The 14,809-nt window shown below is 43.0% G+C and carries 14 protein-coding genes; 3 read left to right on the top strand and 11 right to left on the bottom strand.

What is annotated here, in order from left to right:
* Positions 1-10 precede the first annotated feature (10 nt).
* From L0Z67_RS18885 to L0Z67_RS18915, 7 genes are all read right to left on the bottom strand, one after another.
* Complete coding sequence (locus L0Z67_RS18885; protein ID WP_392353160.1) at positions 11-841, bottom strand: sugar phosphate isomerase/epimerase family protein; 831 nt, start codon at positions 839-841, stop codon at positions 11-13.
* Between the two features lie 73 nt (positions 842-914).
* Positions 915-1,670 (bottom strand): gluconate 2-dehydrogenase subunit 3 family protein, encoded by a 756-nt coding sequence (locus L0Z67_RS18890; protein WP_392353162.1) that lies wholly within the window; start codon positions 1,668-1,670, stop codon positions 915-917.
* A gap of 2 nt (positions 1,671-1,672) precedes the next feature.
* Positions 1,673-3,352: a GMC family oxidoreductase gene (locus L0Z67_RS18895; RefSeq protein WP_392353164.1), complete on the bottom strand. Its 1,680-nt coding sequence runs from the start codon at positions 3,350-3,352 to the stop codon at positions 1,673-1,675.
* A 1-nt stretch (position 3,353) separates the two neighbouring features.
* Positions 3,354-4,046, bottom strand: coding sequence for a DUF1080 domain-containing protein (locus L0Z67_RS18900; protein WP_392353166.1), 693 nt, complete (start codon positions 4,044-4,046; stop codon positions 3,354-3,356).
* A 24-nt stretch (positions 4,047-4,070) separates the two neighbouring features.
* Entirely contained in the window at positions 4,071-5,291 is a 1,221-nt protein-coding gene (locus tag L0Z67_RS18905; RefSeq protein WP_392353168.1) for an MFS transporter, read from the bottom strand.
* Between the two features lie 34 nt (positions 5,292-5,325).
* Positions 5,326-6,378, bottom strand: a complete 1,053-nt coding sequence (locus L0Z67_RS18910) for a sugar phosphate isomerase/epimerase family protein (protein WP_392353170.1) — start codon at positions 6,376-6,378, stop codon at positions 5,326-5,328.
* Positions 6,379-6,384: 6 nt separating this feature from the next.
* A complete protein-coding gene (locus L0Z67_RS18915) occupies positions 6,385-7,545 on the bottom strand; it encodes a Gfo/Idh/MocA family protein (RefSeq protein WP_392353172.1) in 1,161 nt (386 codons plus the stop codon).
* Between the two features lie 162 nt (positions 7,546-7,707).
* On the opposite strand from L0Z67_RS18915, the gene L0Z67_RS18920 reads away from it, so the two are divergent.
* Entirely contained in the window at positions 7,708-8,433 is a 726-nt protein-coding gene (locus L0Z67_RS18920; RefSeq protein ID WP_054552042.1) for an AraC family transcriptional regulator, read from the top strand.
* Here L0Z67_RS18920 and L0Z67_RS18925 read toward each other — a convergent pair.
* The gene (locus L0Z67_RS18925; protein WP_392353175.1) at positions 8,430-9,299 is read right to left on the bottom strand and encodes a BadF/BadG/BcrA/BcrD ATPase family protein; all 870 of its coding nucleotides are present in this window, start codon (positions 9,297-9,299) and stop codon (positions 8,430-8,432) included. The two genes, L0Z67_RS18920 and L0Z67_RS18925, sit on opposite strands and share 4 nt — an antisense overlap.
* 2 nt (positions 9,300-9,301) lie before the next feature.
* The gene (locus L0Z67_RS18930) at positions 9,302-10,030 is read right to left on the bottom strand and encodes a copper homeostasis protein CutC (protein WP_237115673.1); all 729 of its coding nucleotides are present in this window, start codon (positions 10,028-10,030) and stop codon (positions 9,302-9,304) included.
* Positions 10,031-10,417: 387 nt separating this feature from the next.
* Between L0Z67_RS18930 and L0Z67_RS18935 the strand changes: the two genes are divergently transcribed.
* Both L0Z67_RS18935 and L0Z67_RS18940 read left to right on the top strand, forming a co-directional pair.
* Entirely contained in the window at positions 10,418-13,207 is a 2,790-nt protein-coding gene (locus L0Z67_RS18935; protein ID WP_392353178.1) for a TonB-dependent receptor, read from the top strand.
* 70 nt (positions 13,208-13,277) lie between these two features.
* A complete protein-coding gene (locus L0Z67_RS18940; RefSeq protein WP_392353180.1) occupies positions 13,278-13,694 on the top strand; it encodes a GNAT family N-acetyltransferase in 417 nt (138 codons plus the stop codon).
* A gap of 40 nt (positions 13,695-13,734) precedes the next feature.
* Here the strand turns inward: L0Z67_RS18940 and minE are convergent, their stop codons facing one another.
* Both minE and minD read right to left on the bottom strand, forming a co-directional pair.
* The gene (gene minE / locus L0Z67_RS18945; RefSeq protein ID WP_062568059.1) at positions 13,735-13,998 is read right to left on the bottom strand and encodes a cell division topological specificity factor MinE; all 264 of its coding nucleotides are present in this window, start codon (positions 13,996-13,998) and stop codon (positions 13,735-13,737) included.
* A gap of 1 nt (position 13,999) precedes the next feature.
* Positions 14,000-14,809 carry a septum site-determining protein MinD gene (minD, locus tag L0Z67_RS18950; RefSeq protein ID WP_062568058.1) on the bottom strand — a complete coding sequence of 270 codons (810 nt, stop codon included), beginning with the start codon at positions 14,807-14,809 and terminating at the stop codon, positions 14,000-14,002.

Raw genomic sequence — 14,809 nt, forward strand, 5'->3', positions numbered from 1 at the left:
GCTGAACTCTTTAGCGACGCTGTAAAATCTTATCTAAGTTTTGTTTTGATTTAGCAACGCTTTGTAGTGGGGTTAGTCCGTTTGGGTATTCTTCCTGTTCCATCACTAGCCACTTGGTGTCGCCGTGCGATTCTAACGTATCGATGATGGCAGACCAATCAATGTTGTTTTCACCGATTATCGGGCTCATGTTGCTGCCCTCAATAGTGCGTACTTTAATGTGCGTAGCAAGTGTACGGTTAGGGTACTGTTTAATGAAGTAAATTGGGTCTTTAGCTGCGTAATTGACCCAGCCTATATCTAACTGCAATGGCATGGTCTTGGGTGTATTAGTGGCAATGTAATCCCAAAACGTTGCGTTATTAAATGCATTAAACTCTTTATTATGATTGTGAAAACCGATCTTCATATCAAAGCGGGTTGCATAATCACTGACTTTAGTGAGCTCTTTAACCAGTGTTCTAACCCCTTCTGGGTGCCATGCTCGCTCATCCCAAGGTACATAAAGTGTGGTAACACCAAGGGTCTTGTAAAACAGCAGGGTGCTATCAATTGTGTTTTCACTGAGCGCATCAAAGCCTATATGGGCACTACTAGCAACTAAGCCAAATTCACTGAGCTTTGCTTTTAAAGCGGCTGGGTTATTAGAGTAGGGGCCAAAATCCCCTGCAAACTCAACACCGTCAAAGCCCATTTCGGCAAGAGACTTAAGCGTACCATGAAAGTCATTTTTTAAGGTGTCTTTGACTGACCATAACTGCACACTCACTGGCAGTTTTGCGAATAATTGACCACTAAATACAAGGCTAAAAATGAGCAATAAAATGCGGGTTTTAAACATACTTAAATCCTAAAAAAGCAGGGGAGAGCTCCCCTGCATTAAACTGTGTTATAAAACAACACAAGGGGGAAAGTTAATCGGTATAGGCGTACTCGCTTAAACCAAGCTCAGCTAAAACCTGATCTAAATGAGCTTTTGCTTCATCAGAAGGGCCAGGGTAATCACCAGCAATTGGTACATTACCAAGGTAACCTATGTCTTTACAGCCTTCAGGGGTACAGAAAAAGGCTGCGAGCACTAACTCTTTAAAGCGTAAAAAGGCTTTACCAATACGCTGAAATTGCAGAGGTGTTTGCTCGTTTAAAAACGCAATATCGTCTAAAATCGCGCGATGTTGCTTTTCGTTAAGCGCAACAAATTGCTTTTTAAAACGAAGCCGTGCTTCATCGTTGAGCCACGCGAGTGAATTTAAAATTTTAATTCTATCGCGTTGTTGGCCTTCATAAGGCGCGCTCACCCACTCATTAATAACAGCTGGTACTTGTAGCTCACTGGCTGAAGGAATTTCTCCTTCGCGCGGTACAATGTAATCAGATAAAAGCGCTACTAACGTAAGCTCGTCCGCTGTTAAGGTCAGCGGCCAAGGTGATTCTGGTGGCATCACCAAATTAGGATCTTGGCCATAGCCTTTAGCGGTGACAGGCTTAATATCTAAATCAGGCCAATGCTCTTTTGCAGAGACAGCACCGTCATCTTCAAGTGCTTTTGTGCAGCCAGCAGTTAAACCAACCGCCGAGCCCGCAGCTAATAGGCCAAGCCATTTTAAAGACTCACGGCGGCTCATGTTAGAAACATAGTTATATGAGTCATGTTCGTTACGATGATGCATAATTAAAGTACCCCGTTATCAATTTGTTGAGCAAGCCAAGTTGAATTACGCATTGCCAGTGTCATGATGGTGAGCGTACAGTTTTTATGGGGGTTAGAAGCAAATACACCGGCATCCATTACAAATAGGTTATTACAATCCCATGTTTGACCCCATTGATTGGTGACCGAATCTTTCTTTGAGCTCCCCATTCGAGTCGTGCCCACTTCGTGAATGATTTCGCCACCTTTTGAAATTGCTTTTTCAGCAGGCGGGAGGTCGCCAACGGTGGCACCCATGTTTTCTAAGATTTGCTTCGCGGTTTTTAAACCATGTTCGATTTGCTTTAACTCTCTGTCAGACCACTTAAAGTGGAACTTTGATACCGGAATACCCCATTTGTCTTTAACCTTTTCGTCAATTTCCATATAGGTATCTTTGTTCGGTAACATTTCGCCACGAAGAGCAAAGCCAACGTAAGAGCCATATGCATCACGAATTTGTTGTTTAAGGGCAGGACCATAACCTTGTTTATCACCCGATACACCTGAGCCTGGTTGCCTAAAGCCACCGCCAATTTCAAAGTGATAACCACGTGGGAAATCTAATTCATTGTTAGCTTGTGCTTGATGACCCCACCAAGGAATAAATAAGTGGTTAGCGGTATGGCCATCTTCGTTATAGCGTGGGCGGCCTTTAAGTGCTGGAATTTGCGCACCTAACCATGCACCCGTCGAATCCATTAAGTTTCTACCTACTTGGCCACTTGAATTAGCAAGGCCTTTAGGGTGCTTTTTATTTTTTGAGTTTAATAAGATACGCGCTGATTCACAGGCACTGGCAGCTAAGATAACCACATCAGCATCAATGGCATGCTCAGTGACCGTATGTTTATCAACATAGGTTACGCCAGTTACTTTACCTTGCTCATCAACCTTGACTGATTTCACCATGGCATCGGTAATGACTTTTAAGTTACCGGTAGCTTTTGCCATTGGCAGTAATGATGTCGTCGTTTGAAAAGCGGCGCCAATCGAGCAACCCGAGCCACAAGGCGTTGCATAAAAACAGGCCATGCGGTCATCTTTCGGGCGGGTCAATACCGCGCGGTGCATAGGCACTGCTTGGATGCCCATTTTCTTTGCAGAGGCGGCAATTAAAAGCTCAGGAACACGCGGCTTCGGTGGTGGCTGTAAAATACCTGGCGATGAATCTGGCATATCTTCATGGCCTGTATTGGTGCCACATACACCAACAAGTTCTTCAGTTTTATCGTACCAAGGTGCTAAATCAGCGTATTCAAAAGGCCAGTCAGCACCGTGACCATCACGGCTTTTGCCTTTAAAATCGTGCTCGCTAAAGCGTAATGAATAGCGGCCCCAGTGGTTTGTTCGACCACCTAGCATACGTGCGCGCCACCAATAAAAGTCGCTCCCTTTTGCGCTAGTGTATGGCTCATCAGGCACTTGCCAGCCGCCATCAACAGTTGCGTCGTAAAAGCCAAAGTTTTTGTCTTTATTACCTGCACCCATAAGTGGGGCTTCGTTGTTACGACGAAACATCGGGCTTTCTGTTTTCGGGTCATAATTACGACCGGCTTCAAGTAATAACACTTTGTAGCCAAGTTTGGTCAGCGTGTAAGCAGCCATGGCACCGCCAGCACCAGAGCCAACTACTAATACCTTGTGTTTAAAATCAGACATCTTATAGCTCCTTGATTTTTATATTTTTAAACCACACTTTGTCGCCGTGGTCTTGAAGCCCAATATGACCTTGTTCAGCCGTTGCAAAGTTTTGCCAGGTTGCAAACTTACTGCCTTTAACAAGGGTATTCCAGGTTGTACTACCAATCACAATGCTGGTGGTGCTAATACCGTTTTGCCAAACTTGTAAATGGTTGTCTTGCATCTTAATACGTACATGGTTCCAGCTATTTGCTGGTTTGTGCGCTGCAACTGGCGCAGCAAATAAATCGTAAATTGACCCCGCTAAATGTGAGTCAATTTCAGTATCTGGGTGTTCTTCGTTATCAATAATTTGAATTTCAGGCGCATGAGAGTAAATCATCTGCCCAGTTTCATCAGCCAGTACGAAAATGCCACTATTGCCTTTGGTAGAGATTTTCCAATCAATCTTTAATTCAAAGTTTTGGTACTGCTTTTTAGTGAGCAGATCACCGCCACCTTTGGTTAGTGTCATAGCGCCATCTTCAACGACCCATGCAGGGTTTAAAGATTCGCTTTTAAAGTTACGCCATTGCGACATATCTTTACCGTCAAATAACAACTGCCAGCCAGCTTGCTTTTCTTGTTGTGTAAGCTGATTGTCAGCCGCATTAGCGAGTGCACAGCTACTAACGGTGAGAATTAAAGTCAGTGCTTTAAGAGATTTAAACATAGTGTTCCTCGACGATTTACTTGCTTAAGACGCACATTTTTCGGTGCGTTTGTTGTTATTAATTACTAAATGCAACCCAATGAATGCGACGATTAAAATAATTGGGAAGATCAGTAGGTTTTGTAATACAGCTTGTCCGGCTAAAATTTCAATTTGTTCAGGACTAGCGCCACTTGCCTCTGCCGATGAACGGGCAGAATCTATCCAGCTACCAATTACAGGGTTCCAGATACTCATAGCAAACATACCAGCACCGCCCATTAACGACATACCCAGCGCGCCTGACTTTGGAATGTATTCAGCAACGCAACCAAGCATGGTCGGCCAAAAGTAGGTAACGCCAAGTGCAAATAGCATCGCTGCCAGATAAATCATGCTGCCCTGGGCTTGACTCATCATGAAGATACCTAAGCTTGCACAAATGGCTGAACCAAGTAATACACCGGTAGGGTTGAGCTTGTGCACAATGGGGCCAGCAAAGAAGCGACCAACAGCCATTAAGCCAGTGATTAAGGCTAATACCACCATAGGAGAGGCACCCGATGAACCTAGAATACGCTCAATCCATTGCTGTGTGCCAAACTCAGTGGTTGCTGTGAGTGTCATACAGGCAATTAAAAAGAGGTATAACGGCGTGAATAAGTGGCGAATATTGCTACTAGTTGAGTGAGTGCGGGTATCAAAGCTAGGAAACTGCGCTTTAATTAGCATAGCGCCATAAATAACCGTAGGAACTAAAATTAACGCCACTTGCCATTGCCAGTTTAAACCCGCTCCCGACATAAAGTTAGAGGCAAGTGCGCCAATCACAATGCCACCTGGGAACCAAACATGAAAACGGTTTAGCATGGTAGTGGTATTTTTAGGATACATTTCTGCAATCAGCGGATTACAGCCCGCTTCAACAGAGCCGTTAGCAAAACCAATCAAAAAGGTAGAAACCAGTAAGCCCCAAAAACCATCAGCAGTAATGGTCAAAACCAGACCAAGTAAATGGCAGATAAAGGCTAACGCCACTAATTTCTTCGCGCCAATGGCATTATAAATAATGCCGCCGATCATAGTCGCAACCGGAAAACCTAAAAATGCCATGGCATTAACCCAACCTAATTCTGTGTCGGTTAGGCCAAACTCACTGCCAAGTTGACCTAAAATACCAGCACGAATGGCAAAGGTCATTGAGGTCACAATCAGTGCTATACAGCAAAGCCGAAAGACAATGCGGTTATAATTATTGTTGTCCATATTGTGTGTCCTGTGTGTTCTATTGTTGTCGGTTTTATAAACCTAAAATTCGATTATTACGCTCGGTGTTTGTTGCGCCACTGGCAAAATCGTCAAAGGCTTTGTCTGTTGGATTTATTAAGTGGACTTTAATAAACTCAGCGCCTTCTCTTGCCCCATCTTCTGGGTGCTTTAAGCAGCATTCCCATTCAAGTACAGCCCAACCATCAAACCCATATTGCGTTAACTTGCTGAAGATTTGCTTAAAATCGACTTGGCCATCTCCTAAAGAGCGAAAACGTCCTGGTCGGTCTTGCCAGTTTTGAAAACCGCCATAAACACCTGAGCGGCCATTTGCGATAAATTCGGCATCTTTGACATGAAACGCTTTAATGCGCGAATGATAAATATCGATAAACGCTAAATAGTCGAGCTGTTGCAATACGAAGTGGCTCGGATCATAAAGAATATTAACGCGCGGATGATTATCAGTTGCCGCTAAAAAGCGCTCAAATGTCACACCATCATGTAAGTCTTCACCCGGGTGTAATTCATAACAGACATCTACACCATGCTCGTCAAAGCAATCTAAAATAGGTAACCAACGCTTAGCAAGTTCACTAAAGCCTTGTTCAACAAGTCCTTGTGGACGCTGCGGCCACGGGTAAAAGGTATGCCATAAAAAAGAACCCGAAAAAGTCGCATGAGTTGTTAAACCCAGGTTCTTACTGGCTTTAGCAGCTAGCATCAGTTGCTGGGTTGCCCACTTAGTACGGGCAGCTGGGTTACCTTTTACATGCTCTGCGGCAAAGTTATCAAACATTTCATCGTACGCAGGGTGCACAGCAATTAACTGGCCTTGCAAATGTGTTGATAGCTCTGAAATTGTAAGTCCATACTCTGTGGCAATACCAGTGACTTCATCGCAGTATTGCTGACTTTGGGCGGCTTTTTCTAAATCGAAAATCTCAGGGTTTGAGGTGGGTACTTGAATCGCTTTGTAACCTAAACCGCTTGCCCACTTACATAAGCCACGAAGGCTATTAAAGGGGGCTTCTTTAGAAATAAACTGCGCCAAAAAAATTGCTGGCCCTTTGATTTTATTCATTCTTTATTATCCAATCTGTAATTTGTGCCACTTAATGTCTTGCTTTGCTGAAGCAACTACGTGCTCAATAAACGCCATACCACGCACAGCTTCATTGATGCCAGGCACATCAAATGCTGAGTTTGTTGCTCTATCGCCTTGTTTAAATGCGTGAATTTGTGCTGCAAAATTGCTGTAGATATTAGCAAATGCTTCTAGGTAGCCTTCAGGGTGACCCGCAGGGGCTCGCAGTGCGTTTTGTGTGTCAGGGTGTAATTCACCCACACCCGCTCGCAGTAAAATAGAGGGTTGGTTGTGACCACGCAGCCATAAACTATTAGGTTCAAGCTGTGACCATTCAAGGCTTGCCTTGTCGCCGTAAATACGTAGCCGTAAGTTGTTTTCATCGCCAATAGCGATTTGGCTTGCCAGTAAAACGCCTTTACAACCATTATTGAATCTAAGTAGCACGGTGCCATCGTCATCAAGGGCGCGACCTTCAACCACATGATTTAAATCGGCACAAAGCTCGGTGATTTCGAGATCAGAGACATACTCGGCTAAGTTAGCTGCATGCACGCCAATGTCGCCCATACAACAACTAATGCCAGACTTACTGGTGTCTAAACGCCAGCTAGCTTGTTTTGAGCCTTCGTCTTCACTGTGTGCTAACCAACCTTGGGTGTACTCAACAATCACTTTACGTATAGTGCCAAGCTCACCGGCTTTAATGCGATGTTTGGCCTCTTTGACCATAGGGTAAGCTGTGTAAGTGTGGGTTAACCCATATAAAACCTGCTGCTTTGCAATGATGGCTTGTAATTGCTCTGCTTCTGCGAGAGTGAGCGTTGCGGGTTTATCTGATAGCACATGAAAACCATGTTCAAGCGCCATTTTTGCGACCGGAAAATGCAAATGGTTGGGTGTTACAATAGCCACAAAGTCGATACGCTCATCAGCGGGTAATTTTGCTTCTTCGATAAATAAGCTTTGGTAACTGTCGTAGCAACGACTGCTATCAAGCCCGAGTAGTTCGCCAGTTGCTTTACATTTGTTTGCATCTGAACTGAATGCGCCTGCCACAAGCTCTATCATCCCGTCTAACCGCGCTGCAATTCGATGAATAGCGCCAATGAAGGCACCATCGCCACCGCCTACCATTGCCATGCGGATCTTAGCTTTGCTCATCTTAAGCGCTCCTAATTTAAATAGCGTTTGTTACTGTTAATATCATGTTATTGATAATAGGAAAGCTTGAGCAATAAGTGATAATAAAAATTCGGTTGACAATGCAACAAAATCGGCGTTTAAAATATATAGCATTATTCGGGAAAGAGACAAAATTGAGCGATGGATATTCAAGAAATAATAAAAAAAGCTGGCGTAAATCAGCTAATTGCTGCATTTGATTTACTGCCAGATATCCTCTTTTGGGTAAAAGACACAGACAGTAGAATTTTGCATTGTAATCAGCATTTTATTGAGCATCAGGGTTATAAAACACTGGAGCAAATATTGCTAAAAACAGACTTCGATTTTTCGCCAAAGCACCTCGCGTTTCAGTACGTCAATGACGATAAACGAGTGATGGAAGGCTACATAGTAACTGACCGTTTAGAGCTTAACCAAACCCAACAAGGTGAGCTTGGTTGGTTTTCAACGTCAAAGCATGCTCTAAAAGATCATGATGGCAATGTGATTGGCACCTATGGTGTGACTCGGCACTTACAAAAAACCTCAAAAGCACTTTCTCATGTAAGAGCAATTGAAGAGCCGGTAAAATTTATTCGCGAGCATTATCATCGTCAGATCAGTATTGATGAATTAGCAGAGCTTGCACACTTGTCGGTAAGTGCTTTAGAGCGTCGCTTTAAAAAACACTTAGCAAAAACACCCAATCAATTCATTAATGAAGTGCGTCTCGAAAATGCTCGTAAGCTGCTGATTGAAACACAGCTACCCATTTCACAAGTCGCTTATCAGTGCGGCTTTTCTGAGCCGAGTTACTTCAGCAAACAATTTCGGCGTTTGTTTGGTGAAATTCCCTCACAAATGCGCTCACAACTCGGCGATTAAATTGCCGCTCTTGCCATTAAAATAGCCCCTTGCTCAGCACTGGCAAGGGCGGGGGTTAAACGCGCTTTACTGGCATCAGTTAAATAAGGCGTGATGGCACTGGCAATGCCGCCCATCAAGGTAACGTTTTCAATACCTTGTTTTTCAAAGTAAGCGATATAGCGGGTAATGTATGCGCACGCTTCATTTATTAATTGCTGACAAAAAGCGTCATCAGAATAGCTAAAAACCAGCGGTGCAAATTTGGCGAGCTCAACAGGGCGTGCTGATATTAAACGCTGACTTAACGCTTGGCTTGAGTCGCAGTTAAGCTGGGTGAGCAGGGTATCTACAGCAGCGGAACTTTTCGCAACACCATCAAGAACTTCAAATGCTTTACGGCAAAGTTGTAAGCCTAACCAACCACCACTGGCACCATCGCTCAGCAATAAACCATAGCCTCCCAATTCACTAAATTGGTTTTGCTGTTGGTAGCCTGCACAAAAGCCGGTGCCAATAATAATCACCGCGCCATCATGGTGTTGGTGTGCGCCTTTACACGCAATCAGCATATCTGTTGAAAGAGTAAACTTAGCAAAAGGGTGCTGCCATTTGGTCATGGCTTGATAGGCAGAGTCGATATTGGCACCGGCAAGCCCAGCATGCACATAGGCGTTTTTGAGCTCGCTTAAGGCAAGCCCTGCCTCATGAAAAGCAAGCTCAGTGGCGTGCAGTATTGAGTCTTGGCTTTGTTGACAGCTGGTGGCCACGTTTGCTGAGCCACTTATGGCTTCGCTAAGCAAAGAGCCATTTTCGTTTTCTAAACGAACTTTACACTTACTGCCACCGCCATCAATACCTAAAAAATACGTTGCTTTTTTCGCCATGCTTAATCCTTTGAAAGTAGCTTATAGATAGCCTCAGCGTTAATTGCACCTTGTGCGTTATGCACGCAAGAGTGTACATGCACAGATGCATTTGCTGAATGGTTTCTTATTAATTGCCAAAAAGCTTCCGCGTTTTCTAGGGTAACGCCGCCACCCATAACAATTTCTATTTGATTGGCGCTCTGCGCTAAATATGTGTTGAGCTGATTTAGACCATCAACGGCACTTTGCCCGCTTTGCCACGGCGTGCCTGATGTTAATATACGGTCAACTCCTAAGCTAATGAGTGTATCAAGTGCGCATAACGGGTTTGTAAGGGTATCGAATGCACGGTGAAAGGTCACCATTAAGCCATGCTGTTTAGCTGTGGCAACTAAAGAGCGAGTCACGTTTAAATCAAGTTTTCCTTGTTTGACTGCACCCAATACTACCCCATGTGCCCCTAGATTAGCTGCGAGTTTTATCTGTTTTTCCATTAATTTATGACACTCAGTACGAACAGTAAAATTGCCAGCTTCTGGTCGTATCATTACTAATAGCTCGGTATTTCTGGTCAGGCTTTTCAATGCGCATTCAATTGCTGAAATACTGGGTGTTAAGCCTCCTAGGTGTAAATTGCTGCATAGCTCAAAGCGCTTTGCGCCTAAGTTGCAAGCCGTAAAAACGTTGTTTGCAAGTTGCTTTAAGTCGCTTTCATTTAGACAGACTTCAAGGATTTTACCATTGTTCATAGTTGTGTTTTTACCATATCTATTACACCTAGTTTCTAGTCACTTATTTCACTTGTTTTATCAGAAAGTATTTTATGTATTTTAATCTATTTTTATCAATTACTTATATTTTACGGTGTGTTCTTTGAAACTTTGGTTTACGCACATAAAACATAAGGTTAACTATAAAGTAGAAAATATAAAAATGAATATAAAATATTCCTTGCGCCGATTTTGTTATATCGGTCACCGAATTTTTATTATCACTTTTTGACCGCTCCCCCTATTCTGAAACTGAGTTTAACAAGCTATTAACTCCCAATAATCAGTTTAAACCGATAACAATAAAATGTTTTATGAGATGTATAGATCTCATAAAGCGTGCAGAACACACAACTGGAGATGAGCATGGGCAAGCAAAGTGTAATAAAAATAAAAGAGCAAGGACGGCATTTTAAACGTAATGCAATTGTGATTTCGTTACTCTCGGCAATCAACACAGGTTACGCCGCTGAACAAGCGAATGAAGACGTAGAAGTGATTGAAGTACGTGGTATTCGTTCATCAACCGCAGAGAACTTAGCAATAAAACGACTTTCAGCTGCCACGGTTGATGCAATTACCGCAGAAGATATTGGTAAATTTCCTGATAAAAACGTCGCTGATTCATTACAACGTGTATCAGGCGTACTCATTGATCGCGATGGCGGTGAAGGTAGCCGCGTCAGTATTCGTGGTACGTCACCGGATTGGACACTTACTCAATTAAACGGTAACTATATTGCATCATCAGGTTCAGGTGCCCCTACCCGTAGTTTTAACTACACGTTATTGCCATCAAGCATGATCAAAAGTGTAGAAGTGTACAAAAGTGCTGAGGCACGTATTGATGAAGGCGGTATTGGCGGCACAGTTATACTACACACCCGTAAACCACTCGAAATGGAAGTAAATTCAGGGGCGTTAAGTGCTGAGGTGACTTACGATGATGTGTCTGAAGACACAAAACCACAAGTGAATGTATTGTACTCATGGAAAAACGATGAGGAAAACTTCGGTATTTTAGCAGGCTTCACACGCCAAGACCGCACCGTAACAACTATCACTAACAATGCGTCACATTGGCGCTTTCATTCAGATACTGTTGAAGGGGCAGAGCGTCCAGCTCTAGTAGACCAAGCCACTGGCGAAGTGTACAACAATGTGTGGGCACCACGTGCGATGAGTGTTAACAACTCAAACCAAGACCGCACACGAGATGGTTATCAAGTGGCTGTTCAGTGGGCACCGAGTGACAGACTTGATTTAAACTTTAACTATTTTGGTGCCAAGTTAGGCTACGACCAAACAGGGCAAAGCATTACCTTTGCAGAGTGGAACGATAACCACAACCCGTATTACGGCATAGTACTTGATGGCGATACCGTAGTTGCCTACGGTAATGCCGATAACGGTTTACTCAATGATAATAACTGGGGTGATGCCGATGTAAACGGCGGCGTGCCGGTTCGCCGTGGTTTATTATCGCCGCAGCTAACGGGGCGTGAGCGTTTTGGTGAATCAAAATCAAATACTTATGATTTTGAAGGCACTTATTATGGTGATGCATATAGCATTACGTTAAAACTTGGTCATACAGAAGCAGAGGGCGGTACATCAAAAGAAACCTACGCCAACATTGATGCACGGCAAGGCTCAGTGAACAGTTGGTTATGGTCAATTGAAAACGGAAAACCAAGCTATGGAGTGTCGACTGATTTAGCCACCGATAAAGAAGCGTATCAATACTATGATTGGTTTGACTCTTACTCATCTGAAAATGAAGACTCTGAAGATTACATTCAAACAGACGTAAAATTTGACCTTGATGGCAGCTTTTTTACCCGTGTGTATGTGGGGGGCAAATATCGCGACCACGAAATTAAAGGGATGCGTAATGATTTTCGTTGGGATGATGGCATAGCTGACAATGGCGGTTACCGTGGTTACTTACCAGGTACAGAGTGGTTCCATAATCCTGATTTTCACCCAGATGCACCAACACTGGTGAGCGATCATGTGGTGGATAATAGCGCTGGGGATACAGGCGCATTTAACTTTTTAGCATTTGATTTCAGGGCACTGGATGATTACCTAAAAGAAAACTTTAGCCAAACAGTTGTGCCTACGCTTTCGGGTACTTATGCCCTTGAAGAGAAAATTTGGTCTGTTTACACCCAAGCTGATTTTGAATGGCAAGATTTCCGCGGCAATGTGGGTGTGCGTTATGTCAATACAGAGCTTAGCACCTTGACCTACGATGATGTCATTGGTCAAGACGATGACGATACCGATCCGAATGAGCGTAGTAGTGATGGCAGCGAAGTATTACCAAGTTTTAACCTTGCATGGGATGCAACCGAAGACCTTGTTGTTCGTTTTGCAGCAGCACGCACCATGGCAAGAGTGAGTTATTCAGACTTAAGCCAAGCAGAGTCATACGGTCCTCCAGTTAACATTAACTCGCCAGATTCATGGACAGGCCGTGGTAATGGTACCTCAGTAAACACAGGGCTTGAACCTATGTTATCTGACCAATTCGATTTAGGTATTGAATGGTATTACGGCGATGGTTCTGCACTGGGTGCTACTTTATTCTCTAAAGATATTTCTAACTTACCAATTTCGACAGTAGAAATAGTAGAGCGTGAACACGATTGTTGTAATGGCCCAATTGAAGTTGAAATGAACACCAAAGTAGGGGGCGGCGATGCAAAATCAGAGGGTTTAGAGCTGTTCTTCCAGCATTCGTTTGATAATGGTTTTGGTATTTTAACTAACTACACCTACACAGATACCAGCACCAGCGAAGTCTCAACAGACGGGCAAAAAACAGATGCTGAGATCCCAGGTACAGCTAAGCATCAATATAATATTTCAGTGTATTTTGAGAACGATGACTTTAGCGTTCGCGCCTCTTATAACTGGAAAGATGACCGTGCCAACGGTATTCACCAAGGCTACAACTTGTATACCAAAGACTATGGTCAGCTAGATGTGAATGCATCATATAATCTAACTGAGCAGCTCTCATTTACTGCATCTGTAGTAAACCTAACAGAAGAGCTTGAAGAAGGTTATTGGAAACAAAGTAATCGCTTTACTTATAACCAGTATTCGGGTCGTCGCTTTTACTTAGGCGCAAATTATAACTTCTAACCGACATGTTGTTTGTTGCAACCTAAAAAGGTACTTTTACTAAAGTACCTTTTTCTTTTTTAAGACAAGAATGATTAAATTTGTAGCGGCTACCGAGCAAGACAAAGCCTATTTACTCGACTTAAGGTTAAAAACCATGGTTGAACACCTTGAGAATCAAGGGTTATTTTTATCACTTGAACAACATCAAGCAAGAGTGGCAGAACACTTTGAAAACAGCCACTTAGTGTTAAATGATGGGCAATGTGTAGGCGCTGCTAAGTTCATTGTTAGTGACAAAACAATCAGTTTATTACAGTTACAAATAGCACCTAAAGAGCAGGGCAAGGGGTTAGGCACTCAGGTGTTAGATGCACTAAAAGCGCAAACATCAGAAATTAATTTAACGGTGCTAAAAGCAAACCCAGCGTATGGGTTATATCAACGGGCAGGATTCAAAACGCTAGGTGCAGACGACTATGAGTTTCATATGCAGTGGCAGAAATAAAAAAGGGCGCTGTTAGCATTAACAAAGCGCCCAATTTTGACTATTTCTTTTCTTCTTCTGGCAGAGTCACGTTCAACTCAAGTACTGCTAAGTCATCTTCATTTTGATCAAACTGAACTTGAACAGCATCGGTATTTACATTCACATATTTGCGTATCACATCAAGAATATCTTGCTTTAGCTGTGGCAGATAATCAGGTGTACCACGTTGTGAGCGCTCGTGTGCGACAATGATCTGCAATCGCTCTTTTGCTAATGACGCACTGCTTTTCTTCTCTGAGCGGAAGTAGTCAAGTAAAGACACATTAACCTCCAAAAATCCGTTTAAATAAGCCTTTTTTCTCTACATCTAAAAAGCGGAAATCGACAGTTTCACCTAGTAGACGATTAATTGCATCAGTATAGGCTTGGCCTGCATCTGATTCACCGTCTAAAATCACTGGTTGACCAGAGTTTGATGCACTTAATACTGCTTGTGATTCAGGGATAACACCTAAAAGTTTAATCGCAAGAATTTCTTGCACATCTTCAACTGATAGCATTTCGCCTTTTTCAACACGCTCAGGGTTATAACGTGTTAATAATAAGTGTTCTTTAACGCTTTCTAGGCCTTCTTCAGCACGCTTAGATTTACTGTGCAAAATACCTAAAATTCGGTCGGAGTCACGTACTGATGATACTTCAGGATTTGTTGTTATAATTGCTTCATCAGCAAAATACATTGCCATCATTGCGCCCGCTTCAATACCCGCTGGCGAATCACATACGATGTAATCAAAGTCTTTTTTCAAATCATTTAGTACACGTTCAACACCGTCACGGGTTAAGGCATCTTTATCACGTGTTTGTGACGCAGGTAAAATGTGTAACTTATCAACTCGCTTATCTTTAATAAGGGCTTGATTTAAGTTAGCTTCACCATTGATTACGTTTACAAAGTCATAAACAACACGGCGTTCACAACCCATAATAAGGTCAAGATTACGTAGACCAATATCAAAGTCGATAATAACGGTTTTAAAGCCCTTAAGCGCTAAACCTGTGCCAATTGCAGCACTCGATGTGGTTTTACCAACACCACCTTTACCAGAAGTAACGACAATTACTTTTGCCAT

The organism is Pseudoalteromonas sp. PB2-1 (genome assembly GCF_045040605.1).
Classification (GTDB): domain Bacteria; phylum Pseudomonadota; class Gammaproteobacteria; order Enterobacterales; family Alteromonadaceae; genus Pseudoalteromonas; species Pseudoalteromonas arabiensis.